Below are 17,804 nucleotides of genomic sequence, written 5' to 3'. Positions count from 1 at the left end.
GACGGCAATTGCAAGGACTCAGCTCAATATGGAGATGGTCCCAAGGTATTTCAAGGCGCGTGGCAGATTGTCGCAATCAAGACTGTCCAGCCAGTGTATATCTTCCCAGCTGCGCAGCCAGGTGAACTGGCGTTTGGCCAATTGGCGCGTGGCGATGATGCCGCGCTCCTGCATTTCGGCCAGCGTCAGTTTGCCATCCAGGTAGTCCCAGACTTGGCGGTAGCCTACCGCACGTATAGACGGCAACCCCGAATGCAGGTCACTTCTTTTACGCAGGGCTACGACCTCGTCGATGAACCCCTGTTCCAACATATTTGTGAATCTTTGTTTAATGCGCTCGTGCAGTACCTGACGATTCGCCGGGGCAATGGCCAAGTTCGCGACAGTATAGGGCAATTGTTGCAGTCCCGAAGCGGCTGCTTCAGTACTTTGCGCAGATTGTTGCTGACGCAGCGCGGTCATGCTCTGACCACTGACCCGATAAACTTCCAGTGCGCGACTCAAGCGTTGCGGATCGTTCGGATGAATTCGCGCCGCGGATACCGGATCGATGGCCGCCAATTGGTCGTGCAGCGCTTGCCAGCCGAGGCGTGCGGCCTCTTCTTCGATCTGCGCGCGGACTTCGGGATCGGCTGCCGGCATGTCTGCCAGACCTTCGACCAAAGCCTTGTAATAGAGCATTGTGCCGCCCACCAGCAGCGGAATTTTCCCGCGTGCGGTGATTTCAGCCATGGCCTGCAAGGCATCGCGACGGAAATCCGCAGCGGAATATGCTTCGGCCGGATCAAGAATATCGATCAAACGGTGCGGATGCTCGGCCAACAACGCTTTCGAAGGCTTGGCGGTGCCGATGTCCATGCCACGATAGACCAGCGCCGAATCAACGCTGATCAGCTCGCACGGCAGCACTTTGGTCAGCTCGATAGCCAGATCGGTCTTGCCCGCAGCGGTCGGGCCCATCAGGAAAATCGCTGGTGGTAGCTGGCTCATCAACGACCGCGCAGGAACAGTTTGTCCAGATCGTCCAGGCCCAGTTGGGTCCAGGTCGGTCGGCCATGGTTGCATTGACCGCTGCGCTCGGTGTTTTCCATGTCACGCAGCAGGCCGTTCATTTCCGGCAGGGCCAGGCGCCGATTGGCGCGAATCGCGCCGTGGCAGGCCATGGTGCCGAGCAGTTCGTTGAGGTGGGCCTGAATCCGGTCGCTGGTGCCGTATTCCATCAGATCCGACAGCACGTCACCGACCAGACGGTTGGCTTCAGCTTGCTTCAACAAGGCCGGAATCTGGCGGATCGCCAGGGTTTCCGGGCCCAGACGCTGCAATTCGAAGCCCAGACGCTGGAACCATGCCGCGTGCTCTTCAGCACAATCGGCCTCGCGCTGACTGACCGCTAACGATTCCGGCACCAGCAACGGCTGGCCACTCAGGCCTTCGCTGGCCATGGCGATTTTCAGACGCTCATACATGATCCGTTCGTGGGCGGCATGCATGTCCACCAGCACCAGACCTTGGGCGTTCTCCGACAGGATATAAATGCCTTTGAGCTGCGCAAGCGCGTAACCGAGCGGCGGAATGTCTTCCTGACCGGCCGGCAATGCGTTGGCATTGGCCTCGGGCAGCGGCGCGAAAAACTCGCGATACGCCGCTTGTGCCTCGGCGGCCGGCGGCACGGCGGATTGCGGACGCGGCGTGTATTGATATTGATAAGCCCCGCCAGCGCTGCCACCCGACGAGGTGTTGAATGCCGGTTGCGCCTGCGGCTGCTCCAGCAGCGCATTGGCCGCCAGGCGCATTTCACCCTGCGGGCCGAACTCACCGGCATCAAGCCCGGTTGGACGGACGACGGCTGTGGTCACCGAACCCGCAAGCTGATCTTCCGGGCGCACATCACCCAACGCCCGGTGCAACGTGCCATAAAGGAAGTCGTGCACCATGCGCCCGTCACGGAAGCGCACTTCGTGCTTGGTCGGGTGCACGTTGACGTCGACCGCCGCCGGATCGACTTCGAAAAACAGTGCAAAGGTCGGGTGACGGCCGTTAAACAGCACATCGCGATAGGCTTGACGCACCGCGTGGGCCACGAGCTTGTCGCGCACCGCCCGGCCATTCACAAAGAAATACTGCAAATCCGCCTGACTGCGGTTGAAGGTCGGCAAACCGACCCAGCCCCACAGGTGCAAGCCGTTGCGCTCGATCTCGATCGGCAACGCCTGCTCAAGGAATCCCGAACCACAGATCGCCGCCACACGCCGGGCGCGGGCCGCATCATCGTGGGCCTCGTGCAGGCTGAGAATGGTCTTGCCGTTGTGACGCAGATGGAACGCCACGTCGAAACGCGCCAGCGCCAGACGCTTGATCACTTCTTGCAGGTGATCGAATTCGGTTTTTTCGGTTTTGAGGAATTTGCGTCGCGCCGGGGTATTGAAGAACAGGTCGCGAACCTCCACCGAGGTGCCGACCGGATGCGCCGCTGGCTGAACCCGGGGCGCCATGTCGCGACCTTCAGTTTCAACTTGCCAGGCCTGGTCGGCGCCACGGGTGCGCGAGGTCAGGGTCAAGCGCGCCACGGAGCTGATCGACGCCAGGGCCTCACCACGGAAACCGAGGCTCATCACCTGTTCGAGGTCTTCGAGGTTGCGGATCTTGCTGGTGGCGTGACGAGCCAGGGCCAGCGGCAGATCATCGGCGGAAATACCGCTACCGTCGTCGCGCACCCGCAGCAGCTTGACGCCACCCTGCTCGACGTCGACATCGATGCGCCTGGCACCGGAGTCGAGGCTGTTTTCCAGCAACTCCTTGATCACCGAGGCCGGGCGTTCGACCACCTCACCGGCGGCGATCTGGTTCGCCAGCCGTGGGCTGAGCAGTTCAATGCGAGCAGCGGCGTTCAGCACTTCGTTCATTCTTTGGACGCCAGTTCGGTGCCAGGAATGGTCAAGTGCTGACCGACTTTCAGCTCATCGCTTTTCAGGTTGTTGGCAGCACGTAACGTGGCTGGCGACACCTGATAGCGCACGCCGATCATCGCCAGCGTTTCGCCCGGACCGACGCGATGATCGCGCGGGCCTTGGGCAATCTTGCCGGAATCACGCAGCCAGGCGATGTAGGTGCCCGGTGGCGGGTTCTGCTGGAAGAACTGGCGCACGCCGCTGCTGATCGAACGCGCCAGCGCCTGCTGATGGCTCGACGCCGAGAGTTTGTTCGCTTCGTTGGCGTTGGAGATAAATCCGGTTTCGACCAGGATCGACGGGATGTCCGGCGACTTCAACACCATGAACCCGGCCTGCTCCACACGCTGTTTGTGCAACGGCGTGACGCGGCCGATATTGGTCAGGACTTTCTGGCCAACATTGAGGCTGGACGTCAGCGAGGCAGTCATCGACAGGTCGAGCAGCACGCCGGCGAGCATGCGGTCCTTGTCGTCGAGGCTGACGTTGCCGGCACCACCGATCAAGTCGGAACGGTTTTCGCTGTCGGCCAGCCAACGGGCAGTTTCCGATGTCGCGCCGCGATCAGACAGGGCAAACACCGATGCACCGAAAGCGGCGGCAGATGGCGCGGCGTCAGCGTGAATCGACACGAACAGGTCGGCGCCTTTCTTGCGAGCAATTTCGGTACGGCCGCGCAACGGGATGAAGTAGTCGCCGGTACGGGTCAGTTCGGCGCGGAAGCCTTTCATGCCGTTGACCTGACGCTGCAGTTCGCGGGCGATTTGCAGGACCACGTCTTTCTCACGCTGGCCGCGCGAGCCGGACGCGCCCGGGTCTTCGCCGCCGTGACCGGCGTCGATCACCACAATAATGTCGCGCTTGCCGGCCGGAGCTGGCGGTAACTTGATTGCCGGTTCGGTCGGGGTCACCGGCACTGCCGGTATGTTCGCAACCTGCGGCGTTGGTGCAGGCGGGGGCGCGGCGTCGGCCGGATTATCGAACAGGTCGACCACCAGACGGTTGCCGTACTGCGCGTTCGGCGCCAGCGAGAAGCTTTTCGGGGTGACGGCTTTCTTCAGGTCGATGACCACCCGCAGATCGGTCGGCGTACGCTGGGCCGAACGCATCGCGGTGATCGGCGTGTTCGCGGTCTGCACATTCAGCGGCGCACCGAGGGTGGCGCCGTTGATGTCGATCACCAGGCGATCCGGTGCGGTCAGGGTAAACACGCTGTGCTGCACCGGGCCACTCAGGTCGAAGACCAGTCGCGTGTTGTCCGGCGCCCGCCACAGGCGCACGCTGTTGACCTTTGAATCGGCCACAGCGTTGACGGTTACTGCCATCAACAACAGTCCAGCGGCAGCCACCAACGCGCGAAAGCGCATACCTAACCCCATCATTTAATTGGATTCCAATGCCAAAGCGGCACACCAGGCCTCGCCACGCGAGCCCTGGGATAAAATTTTCAGCGAACGCCCGCTGTCTTGCGGGCTAATGGTAATGGTCAGGTCCGGCTTTGGCAAAAAGCCTGCACCTTTATCGGGCCACTCGATCAAACACAGGGCATCGTCTTCGAAGTAGTCGCGGATGCCGAGAAACTCCAGTTCTTCCGGATCGACCAGGCGATACAGGTCAAAGTGGAAGGCGCGGATGTCACCAATTTCGTAAGGTTCGACCAAGGTGAAGGTCGGACTTTTTACCGCTCCGACATGGCCCAGGCCGCGAATGATGCCCCGCGACAGGGTGGTTTTGCCCATGCCCAGGTTGCCTTCGAGAAAAATCAGGCCATGGCCCTGGGTCACGCGGGCGATCCGTGCGCCAAAGTCGCTCATGGCCTGTTCATCGGCCAGGTACAGGGTTACTTCAGACACGGTGCTTGCTCCTCCAACAACTGACGAATGGCTGGAATCAGATCACTGGCCGCCAGCCCACGGCCGAATTTTCCTTGTTGCAGACCGGCATTGGCGTGCAGCCAGACCGCCAGACACGCAGCGTCGAAACGGTCCATGCCTTGCGCCAGCAGCGCACCGGCCAAACCGGCGAGCACGTCGCCAAGGCCGGCGGTGGCCATGGCCGGATGGCCTTGGTGACACAACGCCAGACGGCCATCGGGGTGAGCGATCAGGCTGCCGGCGCCCTTCAACACGACAACTGCTGTATATTTTTTGCTCAATGCCAGCGCCGCCGCCGGACGATCCGCTTGCACTTCGGCGGTACTGATTCCCAGCAAACGCGCGGCTTCGCCCGGATGCGGGGTGATCACGCAATCCTTGGGCAACTCAACGAAACCGTTCGCCAGCAGGTTCAGCGCGTCGGCATCCCACACTTGCGGCAAGGCCGCGTTGGCGGCCGCCGACAACAATGCGCGTCCCCAACTGGCCTGGCCGAGTCCGGGACCGACAACCAGCGTCGAGACTTTTTCCAGCAAGCCCATCAACTGATTGGCCGATGAAGTGCCAAGCGCCATGGCTTCCGGTACCCGGGTCAGCGCCGCTGGCACATGTTCGGGACGAGTCGCCAGCGAAACCATGCCCGCGCCGCTGCGCAATGCCGTTTCGGTACTGAGCAGGATCGCCCCGCCGAAGCCGTGATCGCCACCGATCAGCAGCACATGGCCAAAACGGCCCTTGTGCGAAGACGGTGCACGCGCCGCCAACCTCGGAAGATTAGCCGTGTTGAGCAGTCGGGCGATGACTGGAATGTCACGATAGATGTCGGCGCTGGCCTGCAAATCGTTAAATACCAATTGGCCGACGTGATCCGCCGCGTCGCCGGTGAACAGGCCGGTTTTCAGCCCGATAAAGGTCACCGTCAGATCGGCCCGCACAGCGGCACCGAGCCTGTGCCCGGTGTCAGCGCTTAATCCAGAAGGGATATCGATGGCTGTCACCGGCAAACCGCTGGCGTTGATTGCCGTGATCGCGCCGACATAAGGCTCGCGCACCTCCCCGCTCAGCCCCGTGCCGAGCAATGCGTCGAGAATGACCCCGCGCAGTTCACTTTGAGGCTGCCAGCCTTGCACCACGACACCTTCCGCCAGCGCTTCGGCATGGGCCAACGCCGCATCGCCCTGCAAGCGCTGTGGATCGCCGACTGCCAATACGCGCACCGACCAGCCGGCCCGCTGCGCCATCGCCGCGACCAGATAACCGTCACCGGCATTGTTACCCTGCCCGGCCAGCACCGTCAGTTCAGTCGCCGAAGGCCACTGCCGAACCAGCGCTCGCCAGGTCGCATGCGCCGCGCGCTGCATCAATTCGAAGCCCGGCGTACCGGCGGCGATCAGCCGTGCATCGAGTTCGCGCACCTGTGCGGCGCCATACAGCGCGTCGGGTAATTCATCTTTCGTGTGCGGCATGCGTCTTCGGGCTCCGATGTCTGGCAGAATTATACGCACCTCAGCTCCGGTTTCTCTCGCCTCATGTCCGCCATCACCACAGACCTGCCCGCCCTCGCCCAATCGATCAAGGATTGGGGCCGCGAGCTGGGCTTCCAGCAAGTCGGCATCAGCGGTCTTGATCTCGCCGAACACGAGCAGCACCTGGCGCGCTGGCTCGAGGCCGGCTACCACGGCGAAATGGACTACATGGGCGCCCACGGCAGCAAACGCTCGCACCCCGAAGAACTGGTGCCGGGCACGTTGCGCGTGGTCTCGCTGCGCATGGACTACCTGCCCGGCGACACACAAATGGCGCACATGCTGGCGCAACCGGAAAAAGCCTACGTGTCGCGTTATGCCTTGGGCCGCGATTACCACAAATTGATCCGTAAACGTGTGCAGCAATTGGCCGACAAGATTCAGGCCGAGATCGGCCCGTTCGGTTTCCGCGCCTTTGTCGACAGTGCCCCGGTACTGGAAAAAGCCATCGCCGAACAGGCGGGGCTGGGCTGGATCGGTAAAAACACCTTGGTGCTGAACCGCAAGGCCGGGAGTTATTTTTTCTTGAGCGAACTGTTCGTCGATCTGCCATTGCCAGTGGACGAACCACACAGCACCGAGCACTGCGGCCGCTGTACCGCGTGCCTCGATATTTGCCCGACCAATGCCTTCGTCGGCCCGTATGTGCTGGACGCGCGGCGTTGCATCTCCTATCTGACCATCGAACTGAAAAGCGCCATTCCCGAAGATTTGCGCCCGCTGATCGGCAATCGCGTGTTCGGCTGTGATGACTGCCAGATCGTCTGCCCGTGGAACCGTTTCGCCAAGCCTTCCGGGGAAAGCGATTTCAAGCCACGGCACAACCTCGACAATGCCGAACTGGCCGAGCTGTTTTTGTGGGACGAGGACAAGTTTCTCAGCAGCACCGAAGGCTCGCCGCTGCGCCGTGCCGGCTACGAGCGCTGGTTGCGCAATCTGGCGGTGGGCCTGGGCAATGCGCCGTCGAGCATTCCGGTACTGGAAGCCTTGAAGGCGCGCCGCGACTATCCGTCAGAGCTGGTGCGGGAACATGTCGAGTGGGCGTTGAAACAACACGGCCTCGCGTAACCACGCAAAGTAGGAGCTGCCGAAGGCTGCGATCTTTTGCTCTCGTCTTTTAAAAATCAAAGTCAAAAGATCGCCGCCAGCGGCAGCGCCTTCAGGGAATCGCGTCAGGGCTGATCGTTATAGACGAACTTGGGCATTTCCCAGTGGAAACGAATCGCCAGCAGCCGTAGCAGGAAGCCGCCGAACAAGGTAATCAGGATCGCCTGCTCGCTCGGCACATTCAGGTACAGGCAGAGCATGTAACACCACGCCGCCGCGAACGAGACGCTGGCGTACAGCTCACGGCGGAAGATCAGCGGGATGTCGTTGCAGAAGATGTCGCGCAGGATGCCGCCGAATACGCCGGTGATCACGCCGCTGACCGAGGCCACCAGCATGCCGTGGCCCATTTCCAGAGCGGTCATGCAGCCGATCAAGGTGAATGCCACCAGACCAACCGCATCGAGCACCAGAAACAGCGAACGCAGGTGCCGCATCCAGCGCGCGGTGAACACGGTGAGCATCGCGGCGGCCGAGGTCAGCACCAGGTATTCCGGGTGTTTGACCCAGGTCAGCGGGTAATGGCCGAGCAGCACGTCGCGTACCGAACCGCCGCCCAACGCCGTGACACAGGCAATCAGCACCACGCCGAACCAATCCATGCCGCGCCGTCCGGCAGACAGCGCGCCGGTCATGGCTTCAGCGGTGATGGCGATCAGATAAAGCATCAGCAACATGGTGGCGGTCCTGGCAGGAAGGCGCGCAGTCTAGCCATTTCGCGGCGGCACCAAAAGGGGGCAAGCCCCCTGCTGAGTCACGCCTGATCAGAACTTGATGAAATGCTTGCGGTAGTGCTGCAACTCGGCGATCGATTCGCGGATGTCGTCCAGCGCCAGGTGCGTGCTGCCCTTCTTGAAGCTGTCGCGTACATCCGGCGCCCAGCGCGCAGCCAGTTCCTTGAGCGTGGAGACGTCGAGGTTACGGTAGTGGAAATAGCTTTCCAGCGCTTTCATGTGCCGGTAAAGGAAGCGGCGATCCTGGCAGATACTGTTGCCGCAGATCGGCGACTTGCCCTTTGGCACCCACTTTTCCAGGAAGGCGATGGTTTCGGCTTCGGCTTCAGCCATGCTGATGCGGCTGTCGCGTACACGCTGGGTCAGGCCGGAGTTGCCGTGGGTGCGGGTGTTCCACTCGTCCATGCGCGCGAGGACTTCGTCGCTGTGGTGGATGGCGATTACCGGGCCTTCGGCCAGCGTGTTGAGATCGCTGTCGGTGACGATGGTGGCCATTTCGATGATGACGTCGTTATCCGGATCAAGACCGGTCATTTCCAGGTCGATCCAGATCAGGTTCTGCGGGTTTGGCATATGTCGGCTCCTAAGCAATGCTGCGCAGTTTAGCCTAGGCCGGTGCCCGGGCGTGCTAAACTCGCGGCCGTTTTACCTAATCGCTGCATTCTTCAGACGGAACACCCATGGCCAAACGCCAACTCAATCGTCGTCAAAACTGGCGCATCGAAAAGATTCAAGGCGAGCGCGCCGCACGCGCCGCCAAACGCGAGTCCTCGGCTGTCGAAGCGCTCGAAGGTGGTGACCTGGGCCCGGAACAGACCGGCCTGGTGATCGCCCACTTCGGTGTGCAGGTCGAGGTCGAAGCTGTTGACGGCGATCACGCCGGCCAGGTGTTCCGCTGCCACTTGCGCGCCAACCTGCCTGCGCTGGTGACCGGCGACACGGTCGTCTGGCGTGCCGGCAACCAGGGCATCGGGGTGATCGTCGCGCAACTGCCGCGCACCACCGAACTGTGCCGTCCGGACAGCCGTGGCCAGCTCAAACCGGTCGCGGCCAACGTCGACATGATCGTCATCGTCTTCGCGCCACTGCCCGAGCCGCATGCCAACCTGATCGACCGCTACCTGGTCGCCGCCGAACACGCCGGCATCCGCCCGCTGTTGCTGCTGAACAAATTCGACCTGATCGACGAGCAGAACGCCCCAGCGCTCAATGCGCTGCTGGCGGTTTACCGCACGCTGGGTTATCCGGTGCTGGAAGTCTCGGCGCATCACGGCAATGGCATGGAACAACTGCAACAGCAACTCGACGGGCGCATCAGCGTCTTCGTCGGACAGTCCGGCGTCGGCAAGTCGTCGCTGGTCAACAGCTTACTGCCTGAGGTGGAAACCCGCGTCGGACCGTTGTCCGAGCTGTCGGGGCAAGGCACGCACACCACGACCACCGCGCGCCTGTTCCACTTCCCCGGTGGCGGTGAGCTGATCGACTCCCCGGGTATCCGCGAATTCGGCCTCGGTCACGTCAGCCGCGCCGACGTCGAAGCGGGTTTCATCGAGTTCGATGACTTGCTGGGCACGTGCCGCTTCCGCGACTGCAAGCATGATCGTGAACCGGGCTGTGCGTTGCTCAAGGCACTCGAGGATGGCCGCGTGCAGCAGCAGCGGATGAACAGCTACCGCTCGATCATCGCCAGTTTGCCGGAAAACGGCTACTAAACAGCCAGACAGAAAAAAGCCGCGATCATCTCGCGGCTTTTTTTTGCTTCACTGCTTCGGCGCGGGGACAGTGGTTGGGGGAGCAGGCGCTGGCGCCGCACTCCCCGGCTCGGCCGGTTTCGGTGCGGCGTCATCGAACAGGTTCAGGCGTTCGCGCAGTTCGTGCGCTGGCACCGGTTGCTGATCCGCCGGCAGTGCATTCGGGTCGACCGGGGTTGCCGGAGCAGCACCGTTCTGGCCTTGATCCGCCGGTTTCGCCGGATCGGCACCTTGCGCACCTTCAATGGCCGCCTGGGCTTTTTTGGTCAGCACCACGATGTCGATGCGGCGGTTGACCGGGTTGAACGGGTTTTCCTTGTCGAACAACGCCGACGAGGCATAACCCACCACCCGCGCCACTTGCGCATCCGGATAGCTACCAGCGACCAACGCACGACGGGCGGCGTTGGCACGGTTGGCCGACAGCTCCCAGTTACCGAAATCGCCGGTGCCGGTGTACGGCTTGGCGTCGGTGTGGCCGCTGATGCTGATCTTATTCGGCACCGCTTTGATGGTGTCGGCCATGGCCAGCAGGATGTCTTCGAAGTACGGCTTCAGGCGTGCAGAACCGGAGTCGAACATCGGCCGGTTCTCGGCGTCCATGATCTGAATGCGCAAGCCGTTCGGCGTGATCTCGAAAAGGATCTGATCCTTGAATTTCTGCAGCTGCGGGTTCTCGTCGACCTTGTTCTGCAGTTCTTGCAGGAGCAGTTCCAGACGCTCCTTCTCGACCTGCTCGGCCATGCCTTCAACCTGCTCGGTGTCGACCGTGACCTTGTCAGGCTGCGGTTGCGATTTCACTTCCGGGTTGAGGGTGTTTTCCGGCGCCAAGGTCGGCGTACCACCCAGGTCGATGATGTACGGCGTACCGCTTTCGGAGAAGCCGACCGGGTCTTTGAAGTAACCGGCGATGGCGATCTTCTGCTCGGGTGTGGCGGTGGACAGCAGCCACAACACCAGGAAGAACGCCATCATCGCCGTGGCGAAGTCGGCGAAGGCGATTTTCCACGCCCCGCCGTGATGCCCGCCGGCTATGCGCTTGACGCGCTTGATGATAATCGGCTGATTATTTTCCATGACTTAGCGACCGCGAACCGCTTGTTCCAGCTCGGCGAAGCTTGGACGGTGCGCCGGGTACAGCACCTTGCGACCGAACTCGACGGCTAGCGACGGCGGCATGCCGGAAGCCGAAGCCACCAACGAAGCCTTGATGGCTTCATAGACGTTCAGCTCTTCCTTGGCATCGTGGGCCAGCGAGTGGGCCAACGGGCCGAAGAAACCGTACGCCGCGAGAATACCGAAGAAGGTACCGACCAACGCCGCACCAACGTGCAGACCGATGGACTTTTGGTCGCCTTCACCCAGCGAGGCCATGGTCACCACGATACCGAGTACCGCCGCAACGATACCGAAACCGGGCATGGCGTCGGCGATGCCGTTCACCGCGTGGGACGGGTGTTCGAGGTCTTCCTTGAGGCTGTACAGTTCCATGTCGAACAAGCCTTCCAGCTCGTGCGGGGCCATGTTGCCGGACGACATGATGCGCAGGTAATCGCAGATGAACGCAGTCATGCGCTCGTCTTTGAGCACTGCCGGGTACTTGGCGAAGATCGGGCTCGCCGCGGCATCTTCGATGTCGCCTTCGATGGCCATCATGCCTTCGCGGCGGCTCTTGTTGAGGATCTCGTAGATCAGGCCCAGCACTTCCAGGTAAAAAGTGTGGCTGAAGCGCGAACTGAACATGCTCAGGGATTTCTTGAGCACGTGCATCGTCATGTAGCCGGGGTTGGCCTGCAGGAATGCACCGAGTGCAGCACCACCGATGATCATCACCTCGAAGGGCTGGATCAGGGCGGCAATCTTGCCGTGGGAGAGCACGTATCCGCCGAGCACGCTCGCGAATACGACGATGATGCCGATAATTTTAGCCATAGGTAGAAAGTACTTACTTAAGTCGGGTTCAAGGTCATATTCGGAAGTTAAAAAATCTCTTCTTCTACTTATCGGCAAAACTGCGCCAGACTATAGCCAGTTCAGGCGAAAAGCCAATTTAGCCCATGCCGGGCGCGTCTACAGTCAGTGAAGATCCCCTCCAGACATGGCTAATGAAACGAACGTCCCACACGCCAAACCGACCACGCTCGACGGCTGGGTCAAGTTGCTCGACAGCGTCCGCCTGCCCGTCCCGCAAGAGGCTCATGACAAGGTCTGCCGGGCGATCCGCGACAATCGCAGTTCGTTGCGCGACATCGCCGACCTGATGCAGGACAGCCCGGCGCTGGCCTTGAGCATCATCCGTGAGGCGAATCGTCACACCCACGGCACCATGGCCACGCCAGCGGAAAACCTTGAGGTGGCGATCAATCGTCTGGGCCTTGCCCGCACCGAAGAGCTGCTGGCGCGCCTCCCCGCCGAACCGCAGATGCAAATCCCCAAGGCCCTGCGCCAGTTGCAGATGATCAGCCAGCACGCGACGCAACAGGCCAACGGTTTTTTCGCCAGTCGCCTGGCGCGGCTGTGGCAGGACATTCATTGGGGCAGCCTGCTGTTTCTGTCGCCGCTGTGGCCGTTGGCGCTGACGTATCCGCAATTGCTGGAAGAATGGGAATTGCGGGTTATCCACAAGGGCGAATCGGCGCGCGTGGTCGAAAAGCAATTGTTCGGCGTACGCCTGCTGAAAATCGCTGAAGCGCTGGTGCAGGCCTGGCACCTGCCGATCTGGGTGCAGCAGGGCTATAAACTGCTGCTCAGTGAACAGCGCGAGCTGGTCAAAGTCCTGCGCATCGCCCGCGACAGCGAACATCCGCTGCGCCAGCAAAACCGCCTCGACGATGATCCGACGTTGCGCCGCTGGCTCAATCAGCCGGCCAATACCGTGCTGCTGGCCAATGGTCTGGCGCTGTCGGCGCAACAGGCCTGGGACAGTCCGCACAGTGAACGCTGGCAGTACCTGACCAGCCTTTATCTGCAGATTTCCATGGATGACGTGCAACAACAGTTGCACCAGCAAGCGGCGAACAGCGCGCGCCAGCATGCGATGCCGGACTTGTGGCACCCGGCGGTTTCGTTGCTGTGGCCGTGGGGCACCCGTCGTTTGCCGGCCGGCATGTTGCCTGCCGCCGCGCCCACCGCGGAAGACCTGGGCCAGTGGCGCAAGCAATGCGCCGAACTGCTCGCCGAACCGAGCCGCTTCACCAATGCCATGAGCCTGACCGTCGCCGCTCGCGATGCGCTGGTCGCCAGCGGCATGCGCCGGGTGATGATCCTGATGGCCGACCGCACGCAGTCCAATCTGCGCGTGAATCAAACCGCCGGCCTGCCGAAAGAAGCGGCGGCGCTGAATTTTGTCGTCAACCAGAGCAGCGTGCTGCAACGGCTGCTGGCGCAACAGGCGCAGGTGCGGATTATCCCGGACAACAACGCGCAGTTTTCCGCGCTGCTGCCGGCGAGCCTGCGCACGCTGTTTCGCGGCGAGCATCTATTCCTGCGCTCGCTGGTCAATAACGGCCGAGTGATCATGATCGTCGTCGCCGATCAGGGCGGCGGGCCGTTCGCCGACATCACCGTGCAAGCCTTTGGCAAAACCGCGCAGTGCATCGAAAAGGCCCTGCACAGCTTTAGCAGCCGTGGCCGATGAGGCTGCGCTACAATTCCCCCCTTTGTGCTCTGGAGACCTCACATGTCTGACTTCTCTGGCTTGCCGCTCGTCATCGAACCGAGCGACTTGCTTCCTCGGCTGGAGGCCAGCAACCTGATTCTGGTGGACCTGACCAGTCCTGCGCGCTACGCCGAAGGTCATCTTCCCGGCGCACGCTTCGTTGATCCAAAACGCACCCAGCTCGGCCAGCCGCCGGCGCCGGGCCTGCTGCCGGCCAAAGCCGATCTGGAGGCGTTGTTCGGTGAACTGGGCCATCGCAAAGACGCGGTCTATGTGGTCTATGACGACGAAGGCGGCGGCTGGGCCGGGCGCTTCATCTGGCTGCTCGACGTCATCGGTCACGACAAGTACCACTATATAGACGGTGGTCTGCCGGCATGGCTGGCAGATGGCATGCCGATGTCGATCCAGGTGCCAGCAGCCGTCGGTGGCCCGCTGCCGTTGACCTTGCACGACGAGCCGACTGCCACGCGCGAATATCTGCAAAGCCGTCTCGGTGCTGCCGATCTGGCGATCTGGGATGCGCGCGGGCCGCTGGAGTATTCCGGCGAGAAAGTATTGGCCGCCAAGGCCGGGCACATCCCCGGCGCGGTCAACTTCGAGTGGACCGCCGGCATGGACAAGACGCGTCAGCTGCGCATTCGCACGGACATGCCGCAGATCCTCGACGATCTCGGGATCACCACGGACAAAGAAATCATTACCCACTGCCAGACCCATCACCGGTCGGGCTTCACTTATCTGGTGGCCAAGTCCCTCGGTTATCCGCGGGTCAAGGGCTACGCCGGTTCCTGGGGCGAATGGGGTAACCACCCTGATACGCCCGTCGAGATTTAAGGTTTTTAAGGACAACTAATGAAAGAGCGTCTGTTTATCCTCAGCCAGTACCTGCTGCCTCATCACCTGCTGTCGCGCCTGGCCGGCTGCGTTGCCGAGTGCCGCGTGCGCTGGTTCAAAAATGCCTTCACCCAGTGGTTCGCCAAGCGTTATCAGGTGGACATGTCGCAAGCACTGGTCGAAGACCTGACCGCTTACGAGCACTTCAACGCTTTCTTTACCCGCGCCCTGAAAGACGGCGCGCGTCCACTGGACCAGACTCCGGGCGCGATCCTCAGCCCGGCCGACGGTGCGGTCAGCCAACTCGGCCCGATCGAGCACGGTCGCGTATTCCAGGCCAAGGGCCACAGCTTCAGCGTGCTGGAACTGCTCGGCGGTGACGCGGCCAATGCGGCGCCGTTCATGGGCGGCGACTTCGCCACCATCTACCTGTCGCCGAAGGATTACCACCGCGTGCACATGCCGCTCGCCGGCACCCTGCGCGAGATGGTCTACATCCCGGGCCGCATCTTCTCGGTCAACCAGACTACGGCCGAAAACGTTCCGGAGCTGTTCGCCCGCAACGAGCGTGTGGCGTGCATCTTCGACACCGAGCGCGGGCCGATGGCCGTTGTACTGGTGGGCGCGATGATCGTCGCTTCGATCGAAACCGTCTGGGCCGGTCTGGTCACCCCGCCGAAGCGCGAACTGAAAACCTTCCGCTACGACGAAGCCGCCCGTGCGCCGATCCATCTGGAAAAAGGCGCCGAACTGGGTCGCTTCAAGCTGGGTTCGACCGCGATCGTGCTGTTCGGGCCGGATCAGGTGAAATGGGCGCAAGAGCTGGCGGCAGGTTCGCCAGTGCAGATGGGCCAAGGCCTGGCGCTGCCAAACGCCTGAAATGCTGCGAGCCACTGATCCGCCCGTTCGCACGTCTGCGAAAGGGCGGATACGACTCGGTGGTGCCGTTACTCTATCTGCCCACGGAAGCCGATCGGGCCTTCGTTGACATAGGTATTGGTGCCACTGAGGTTTTTCCCTCCGTCACTGGACGTGACGCTTAACGCAACAACGTTCTGATTGTCCCGGCCGCCAATCACCCACTTGCCGCCCGGATGCCATGGGGCATCGTTGCCACCCCACTGATTTTCGACGTTGTACTGGTTCTGACCAGTGCGTTGCGCTTTGAAGCCAATGGGACCTTCCCCGGCGTAGGTCATGGTGCCGGTGAAGGTTTTGCCGTCATCGCGCGACTTGATATCGATTGCGACGACATTCTGGTTGTCCCGCCCGCCCAGTACCCAGGTTCCACCCGGATGCCACGGCGCCGAACTGCCACCCCATTGATTTGCCACTGCATATTTAGACATGAAACTCATCTCCTTGAAGTTTCGGGAGACCTGCCCGAGATTGACGGCAGGCCGTGCAACCGTGCGTTTCCGATCGCACGCCTGAGAGACTAGTAGGGCTAACGAACTGGCATCCGGCCAGCAGACCAGCGGTCAAAAAGCCTGACGCCATCCGACGAAACAGACCACAGCTGCTAGAGTTTTGGGCATTGCCCCTTTCGCCGCCGGAGCCAGTCACGGCATGAGTGAGTCTCGCCCCCTACCCTCCCTGAGCGCCCCGACCCCGACGCAAACACGCCTGTCTTTTTGCGAAGCCACCCCGCGTGACCTCAAGCGTTGGATTGCCGGCCTGCCAAAAGCCAACATCGGCGAAACCGCCCGCCTGCTTTATCAAGCCATGGCCGAACTCAACCAACTGCTCACGCCCAGCGACAACCGCCTCAGCCTGCTGGAATTGTTGCGACCCGAGGTGTATTTCGTCTGCCAGCATCTGGAGCGACACTTCCTGCATCAAGCGATCATGCTCGACGCGCGTTCGCGCAAGATCAGCAATCTCTGTCAGGCACTGCAAAGCCATCTGGCCATCGGCTACAAACAGATCGTGCTTCGGATCGCGCCGAAGTACAGCAAGGATCGCGCAGCATTGGTCAGCATGGCCCTGCAACGGGCAGCCCATGCACTCAAGGGACAGCTGCTGCGCGCCACGCAGTTGTATAGCTCGCCGCCGGAGCATCTGTGGTTCGAACTGCATCAGCTGTATCGCCGCGCCGCGGAACTACAACTGCAACACCGCCGCGTGCACGACGATCTGGCCAGCCTGACGACAGAGCTGAGCCTGGAACAGACTTACATCGCCGCACTTTTGCTCGGCAGCGCCCGTTGCAATCAGTTGCGGCAGAACCAGATCGCCCGTCTGGCTGAAGCGCTGGAGCCGTGGAGTGCGTTGCTCAAGCTGCATCCCGCAAGCCCGGACGCTGGCCTGTTGGCGATCAGCGCGGAACTGGATGCCGGTCCACGCTACCGCAGCATGTTTCGCAGCGAGCAACAGCGCGGATTGCTCAGCTTCGATCCACAGCCGCTGGTGAACGCCATCGAAGCGCATCTGCTGCATCAGAACACGTCGACGCCGCTGCCTGTACCGACCGGACTGAGCTTCGATACCCTGCAACACCTGCACGCAAGCTGGGGGCACGCCGCCGAGCGCAGCTTTCAGCGCACCGTCGGCCAAGGCAATCTGACTGTGTGCGTCGGCATGAGCGCTCTGCACTTCTACCTCGGTGGCGAGCGCAGTTTCAGCGAACTGCTCAAGCATCCCGGCGCGCGCTCGGCGAATTTCAGCAGCGCCGTCGCCCAAGGTGAAAAGGACAGTTGGAGCCAGGCCTTCGACGCAGCACCGCAGAGCAAGGCTGATGAGTTTTTACCCTACGAGGAAATTCAGTACGACCATTTGCTCGAGGATGAAAACGGCACCGACAGCACACCGCATTACCCGACTCATGCCTTGCCGGTGATCAATCACAGCCCCGGCGGTTACTGTCTGGCGTGGCCAAGTGAAGTGCCCGCCGAATTACAGGCCGGGGAGATGCTCGGGGTTCAGGACAGTGTCAGTCTGGGCTGGAGCATTGCGGTGATCCGCTGGATTCGCCAGGTGCGCGGCGGCGGCACGCAGATGGGCATTGAACTGCTGGCACCGCACGCGCAGCCCTGCGGCTTGCAACTGGTGCGTTCGCGGGATGATCACAGTCAGTATTTGCGCGGATTATTGTTACCGGAGATCAGCGCGATCGATCTACCGGCAACCTTGCTGGCGCCGCGATTGCCGTTTCAGGAAGGCAACAAGGTGATGATCAACACCCTGGGCGAAGAGCACCGTGCCGGACTGGATCGCCGGGTCGCAAGTACGCACAGTTTCAATCAGTTCGCTTATCGCTCGCTGGAGGCCGCGAAAAATGGCGGGAGCGAGGAGGATTTTGATTCGTTGTGGAAATCGCTCTAAAACAAAAGATCGCAGCCTTCGGCAGCGCCTACCGGGAAATGCATA

At 61.7% G+C, this 17,804-nt stretch carries 16 protein-coding genes; 6 read left to right on the top strand and 10 right to left on the bottom strand.

Translation table 11 applies throughout. The features are described 5' to 3' along the window. Nucleotides 1–18: 18 nt before the first annotated feature. From miaA to P3G59_RS02670, 5 genes are read right to left on the bottom strand one after another with little or no spacing between them, the layout of a single operon-like run. A complete protein-coding gene (gene miaA, locus P3G59_RS02690) occupies nucleotides 19–990 on the bottom strand; it encodes a tRNA (adenosine(37)-N6)-dimethylallyltransferase MiaA (protein ID WP_277760361.1) in 972 nt (323 codons plus the stop codon). Then, nucleotides 990–2,891: a DNA mismatch repair endonuclease MutL gene (mutL, locus tag P3G59_RS02685; protein WP_277762105.1), complete on the bottom strand. Its 1,902-nt coding sequence runs from the start codon at nucleotides 2,889–2,891 to the stop codon at nucleotides 990–992. Before mutL ends, miaA begins: the two co-directional genes overlap by 1 nt. A gap of 8 nt (nucleotides 2,892–2,899) precedes the next feature. After that, the gene (locus P3G59_RS02680; protein ID WP_277760360.1) at nucleotides 2,900–4,330 is read right to left on the bottom strand and encodes an N-acetylmuramoyl-L-alanine amidase; all 1,431 of its coding nucleotides are present in this window, start codon (nucleotides 4,328–4,330) and stop codon (nucleotides 2,900–2,902) included. Next, nucleotides 4,331–4,801 (bottom strand): tRNA (adenosine(37)-N6)-threonylcarbamoyltransferase complex ATPase subunit type 1 TsaE, encoded by a 471-nt coding sequence (gene tsaE / locus P3G59_RS02675; protein WP_016985707.1) that lies wholly within the window; start codon nucleotides 4,799–4,801, stop codon nucleotides 4,331–4,333. Then, on the bottom strand, nucleotides 4,789–6,288 hold the full coding sequence (locus P3G59_RS02670; protein ID WP_277760359.1) for an NAD(P)H-hydrate dehydratase: 1,500 nt from the start codon (nucleotides 6,286–6,288) through the stop codon (nucleotides 4,789–4,791). Before P3G59_RS02670 ends, tsaE begins: the two co-directional genes overlap by 13 nt. Before the next feature lie 63 nt (nucleotides 6,289–6,351). On the opposite strand from P3G59_RS02670, the gene queG reads away from it, so the two are divergent. Next, entirely contained in the window at nucleotides 6,352–7,416 is a 1,065-nt protein-coding gene (queG, locus tag P3G59_RS02665; RefSeq protein WP_277760358.1) for a tRNA epoxyqueuosine(34) reductase QueG, read from the top strand. Between the two features lie 104 nt (nucleotides 7,417–7,520). On the opposite strand, the gene P3G59_RS02660 is transcribed toward queG, so the two are convergent. Next, nucleotides 7,521–8,132: a trimeric intracellular cation channel family protein gene (locus P3G59_RS02660; RefSeq protein ID WP_064585699.1), complete on the bottom strand. Its 612-nt coding sequence runs from the start codon at nucleotides 8,130–8,132 to the stop codon at nucleotides 7,521–7,523. Between the two features lie 87 nt (nucleotides 8,133–8,219). Then, nucleotides 8,220–8,762, bottom strand: a complete 543-nt coding sequence (gene orn / locus P3G59_RS02655) for an oligoribonuclease (protein ID WP_277760357.1) — start codon at nucleotides 8,760–8,762, stop codon at nucleotides 8,220–8,222. Nucleotides 8,763–8,869: 107 nt separating this feature from the next. Between orn and rsgA the strand changes: the two genes are divergently transcribed. Then, entirely contained in the window at nucleotides 8,870–9,901 is a 1,032-nt protein-coding gene (gene rsgA / locus P3G59_RS02650; RefSeq protein WP_277760356.1) for a small ribosomal subunit biogenesis GTPase RsgA, read from the top strand. A gap of 48 nt (nucleotides 9,902–9,949) precedes the next feature. On the opposite strand, the gene motB is transcribed toward rsgA, so the two are convergent. After that, entirely contained in the window at nucleotides 9,950–11,017 is a 1,068-nt protein-coding gene (gene motB, locus P3G59_RS02645) for a flagellar motor protein MotB (RefSeq protein ID WP_277760355.1), read from the bottom strand. 3 nt (nucleotides 11,018–11,020) lie between these two features. Further along, nucleotides 11,021–11,872: a flagellar motor stator protein MotA gene (gene motA, locus P3G59_RS02640; RefSeq protein ID WP_007952169.1), complete on the bottom strand. Its 852-nt coding sequence runs from the start codon at nucleotides 11,870–11,872 to the stop codon at nucleotides 11,021–11,023. Between the two features lie 166 nt (nucleotides 11,873–12,038). Between motA and P3G59_RS02635 the strand changes: the two genes are divergently transcribed. Genes P3G59_RS02635 through asd form a run of 3 tightly spaced genes read left to right on the top strand, consistent with a single transcriptional unit; the run spans nucleotide 12,039 to nucleotide 15,314 of the window. Further along, complete coding sequence (locus P3G59_RS02635) at nucleotides 12,039–13,577, top strand: HDOD domain-containing protein (RefSeq protein WP_277760354.1); 1,539 nt, start codon at nucleotides 12,039–12,041, stop codon at nucleotides 13,575–13,577. A gap of 42 nt (nucleotides 13,578–13,619) precedes the next feature. After that, a complete protein-coding gene (gene rhdA / locus P3G59_RS02630; RefSeq protein ID WP_277760353.1) occupies nucleotides 13,620–14,435 on the top strand; it encodes a thiosulfate sulfurtransferase in 816 nt (271 codons plus the stop codon). Nucleotides 14,436–14,453: 18 nt separating this feature from the next. Continuing rightward, nucleotides 14,454–15,314 (top strand): archaetidylserine decarboxylase, encoded by an 861-nt coding sequence (asd, locus tag P3G59_RS02625; RefSeq protein WP_277760352.1) that lies wholly within the window; start codon nucleotides 14,454–14,456, stop codon nucleotides 15,312–15,314. Between the two features lie 68 nt (nucleotides 15,315–15,382). On the opposite strand, the gene P3G59_RS02620 is transcribed toward asd, so the two are convergent. Beyond that, nucleotides 15,383–15,784, bottom strand: coding sequence for a lectin OAA (locus P3G59_RS02620; RefSeq protein WP_277760351.1), 402 nt, complete (start codon nucleotides 15,782–15,784; stop codon nucleotides 15,383–15,385). A 220-nt stretch (nucleotides 15,785–16,004) separates the two neighbouring features. Between P3G59_RS02620 and P3G59_RS02615 the strand changes: the two genes are divergently transcribed. Then, on the top strand, nucleotides 16,005–17,759 hold the full coding sequence (locus tag P3G59_RS02615) for a molecular chaperone (protein ID WP_277760350.1): 1,755 nt from the start codon (nucleotides 16,005–16,007) through the stop codon (nucleotides 17,757–17,759). The last annotated feature ends 45 nt before the right edge of the window (nucleotides 17,760–17,804 follow it).

The organism is Pseudomonas sp. A34-9 (assembly GCF_029543085.1).
GTDB lineage: Bacteria > Pseudomonadota > Gammaproteobacteria > Pseudomonadales > Pseudomonadaceae > Aquipseudomonas.
This window is presented reverse-complemented; position numbering and strand designations above follow the sequence as displayed.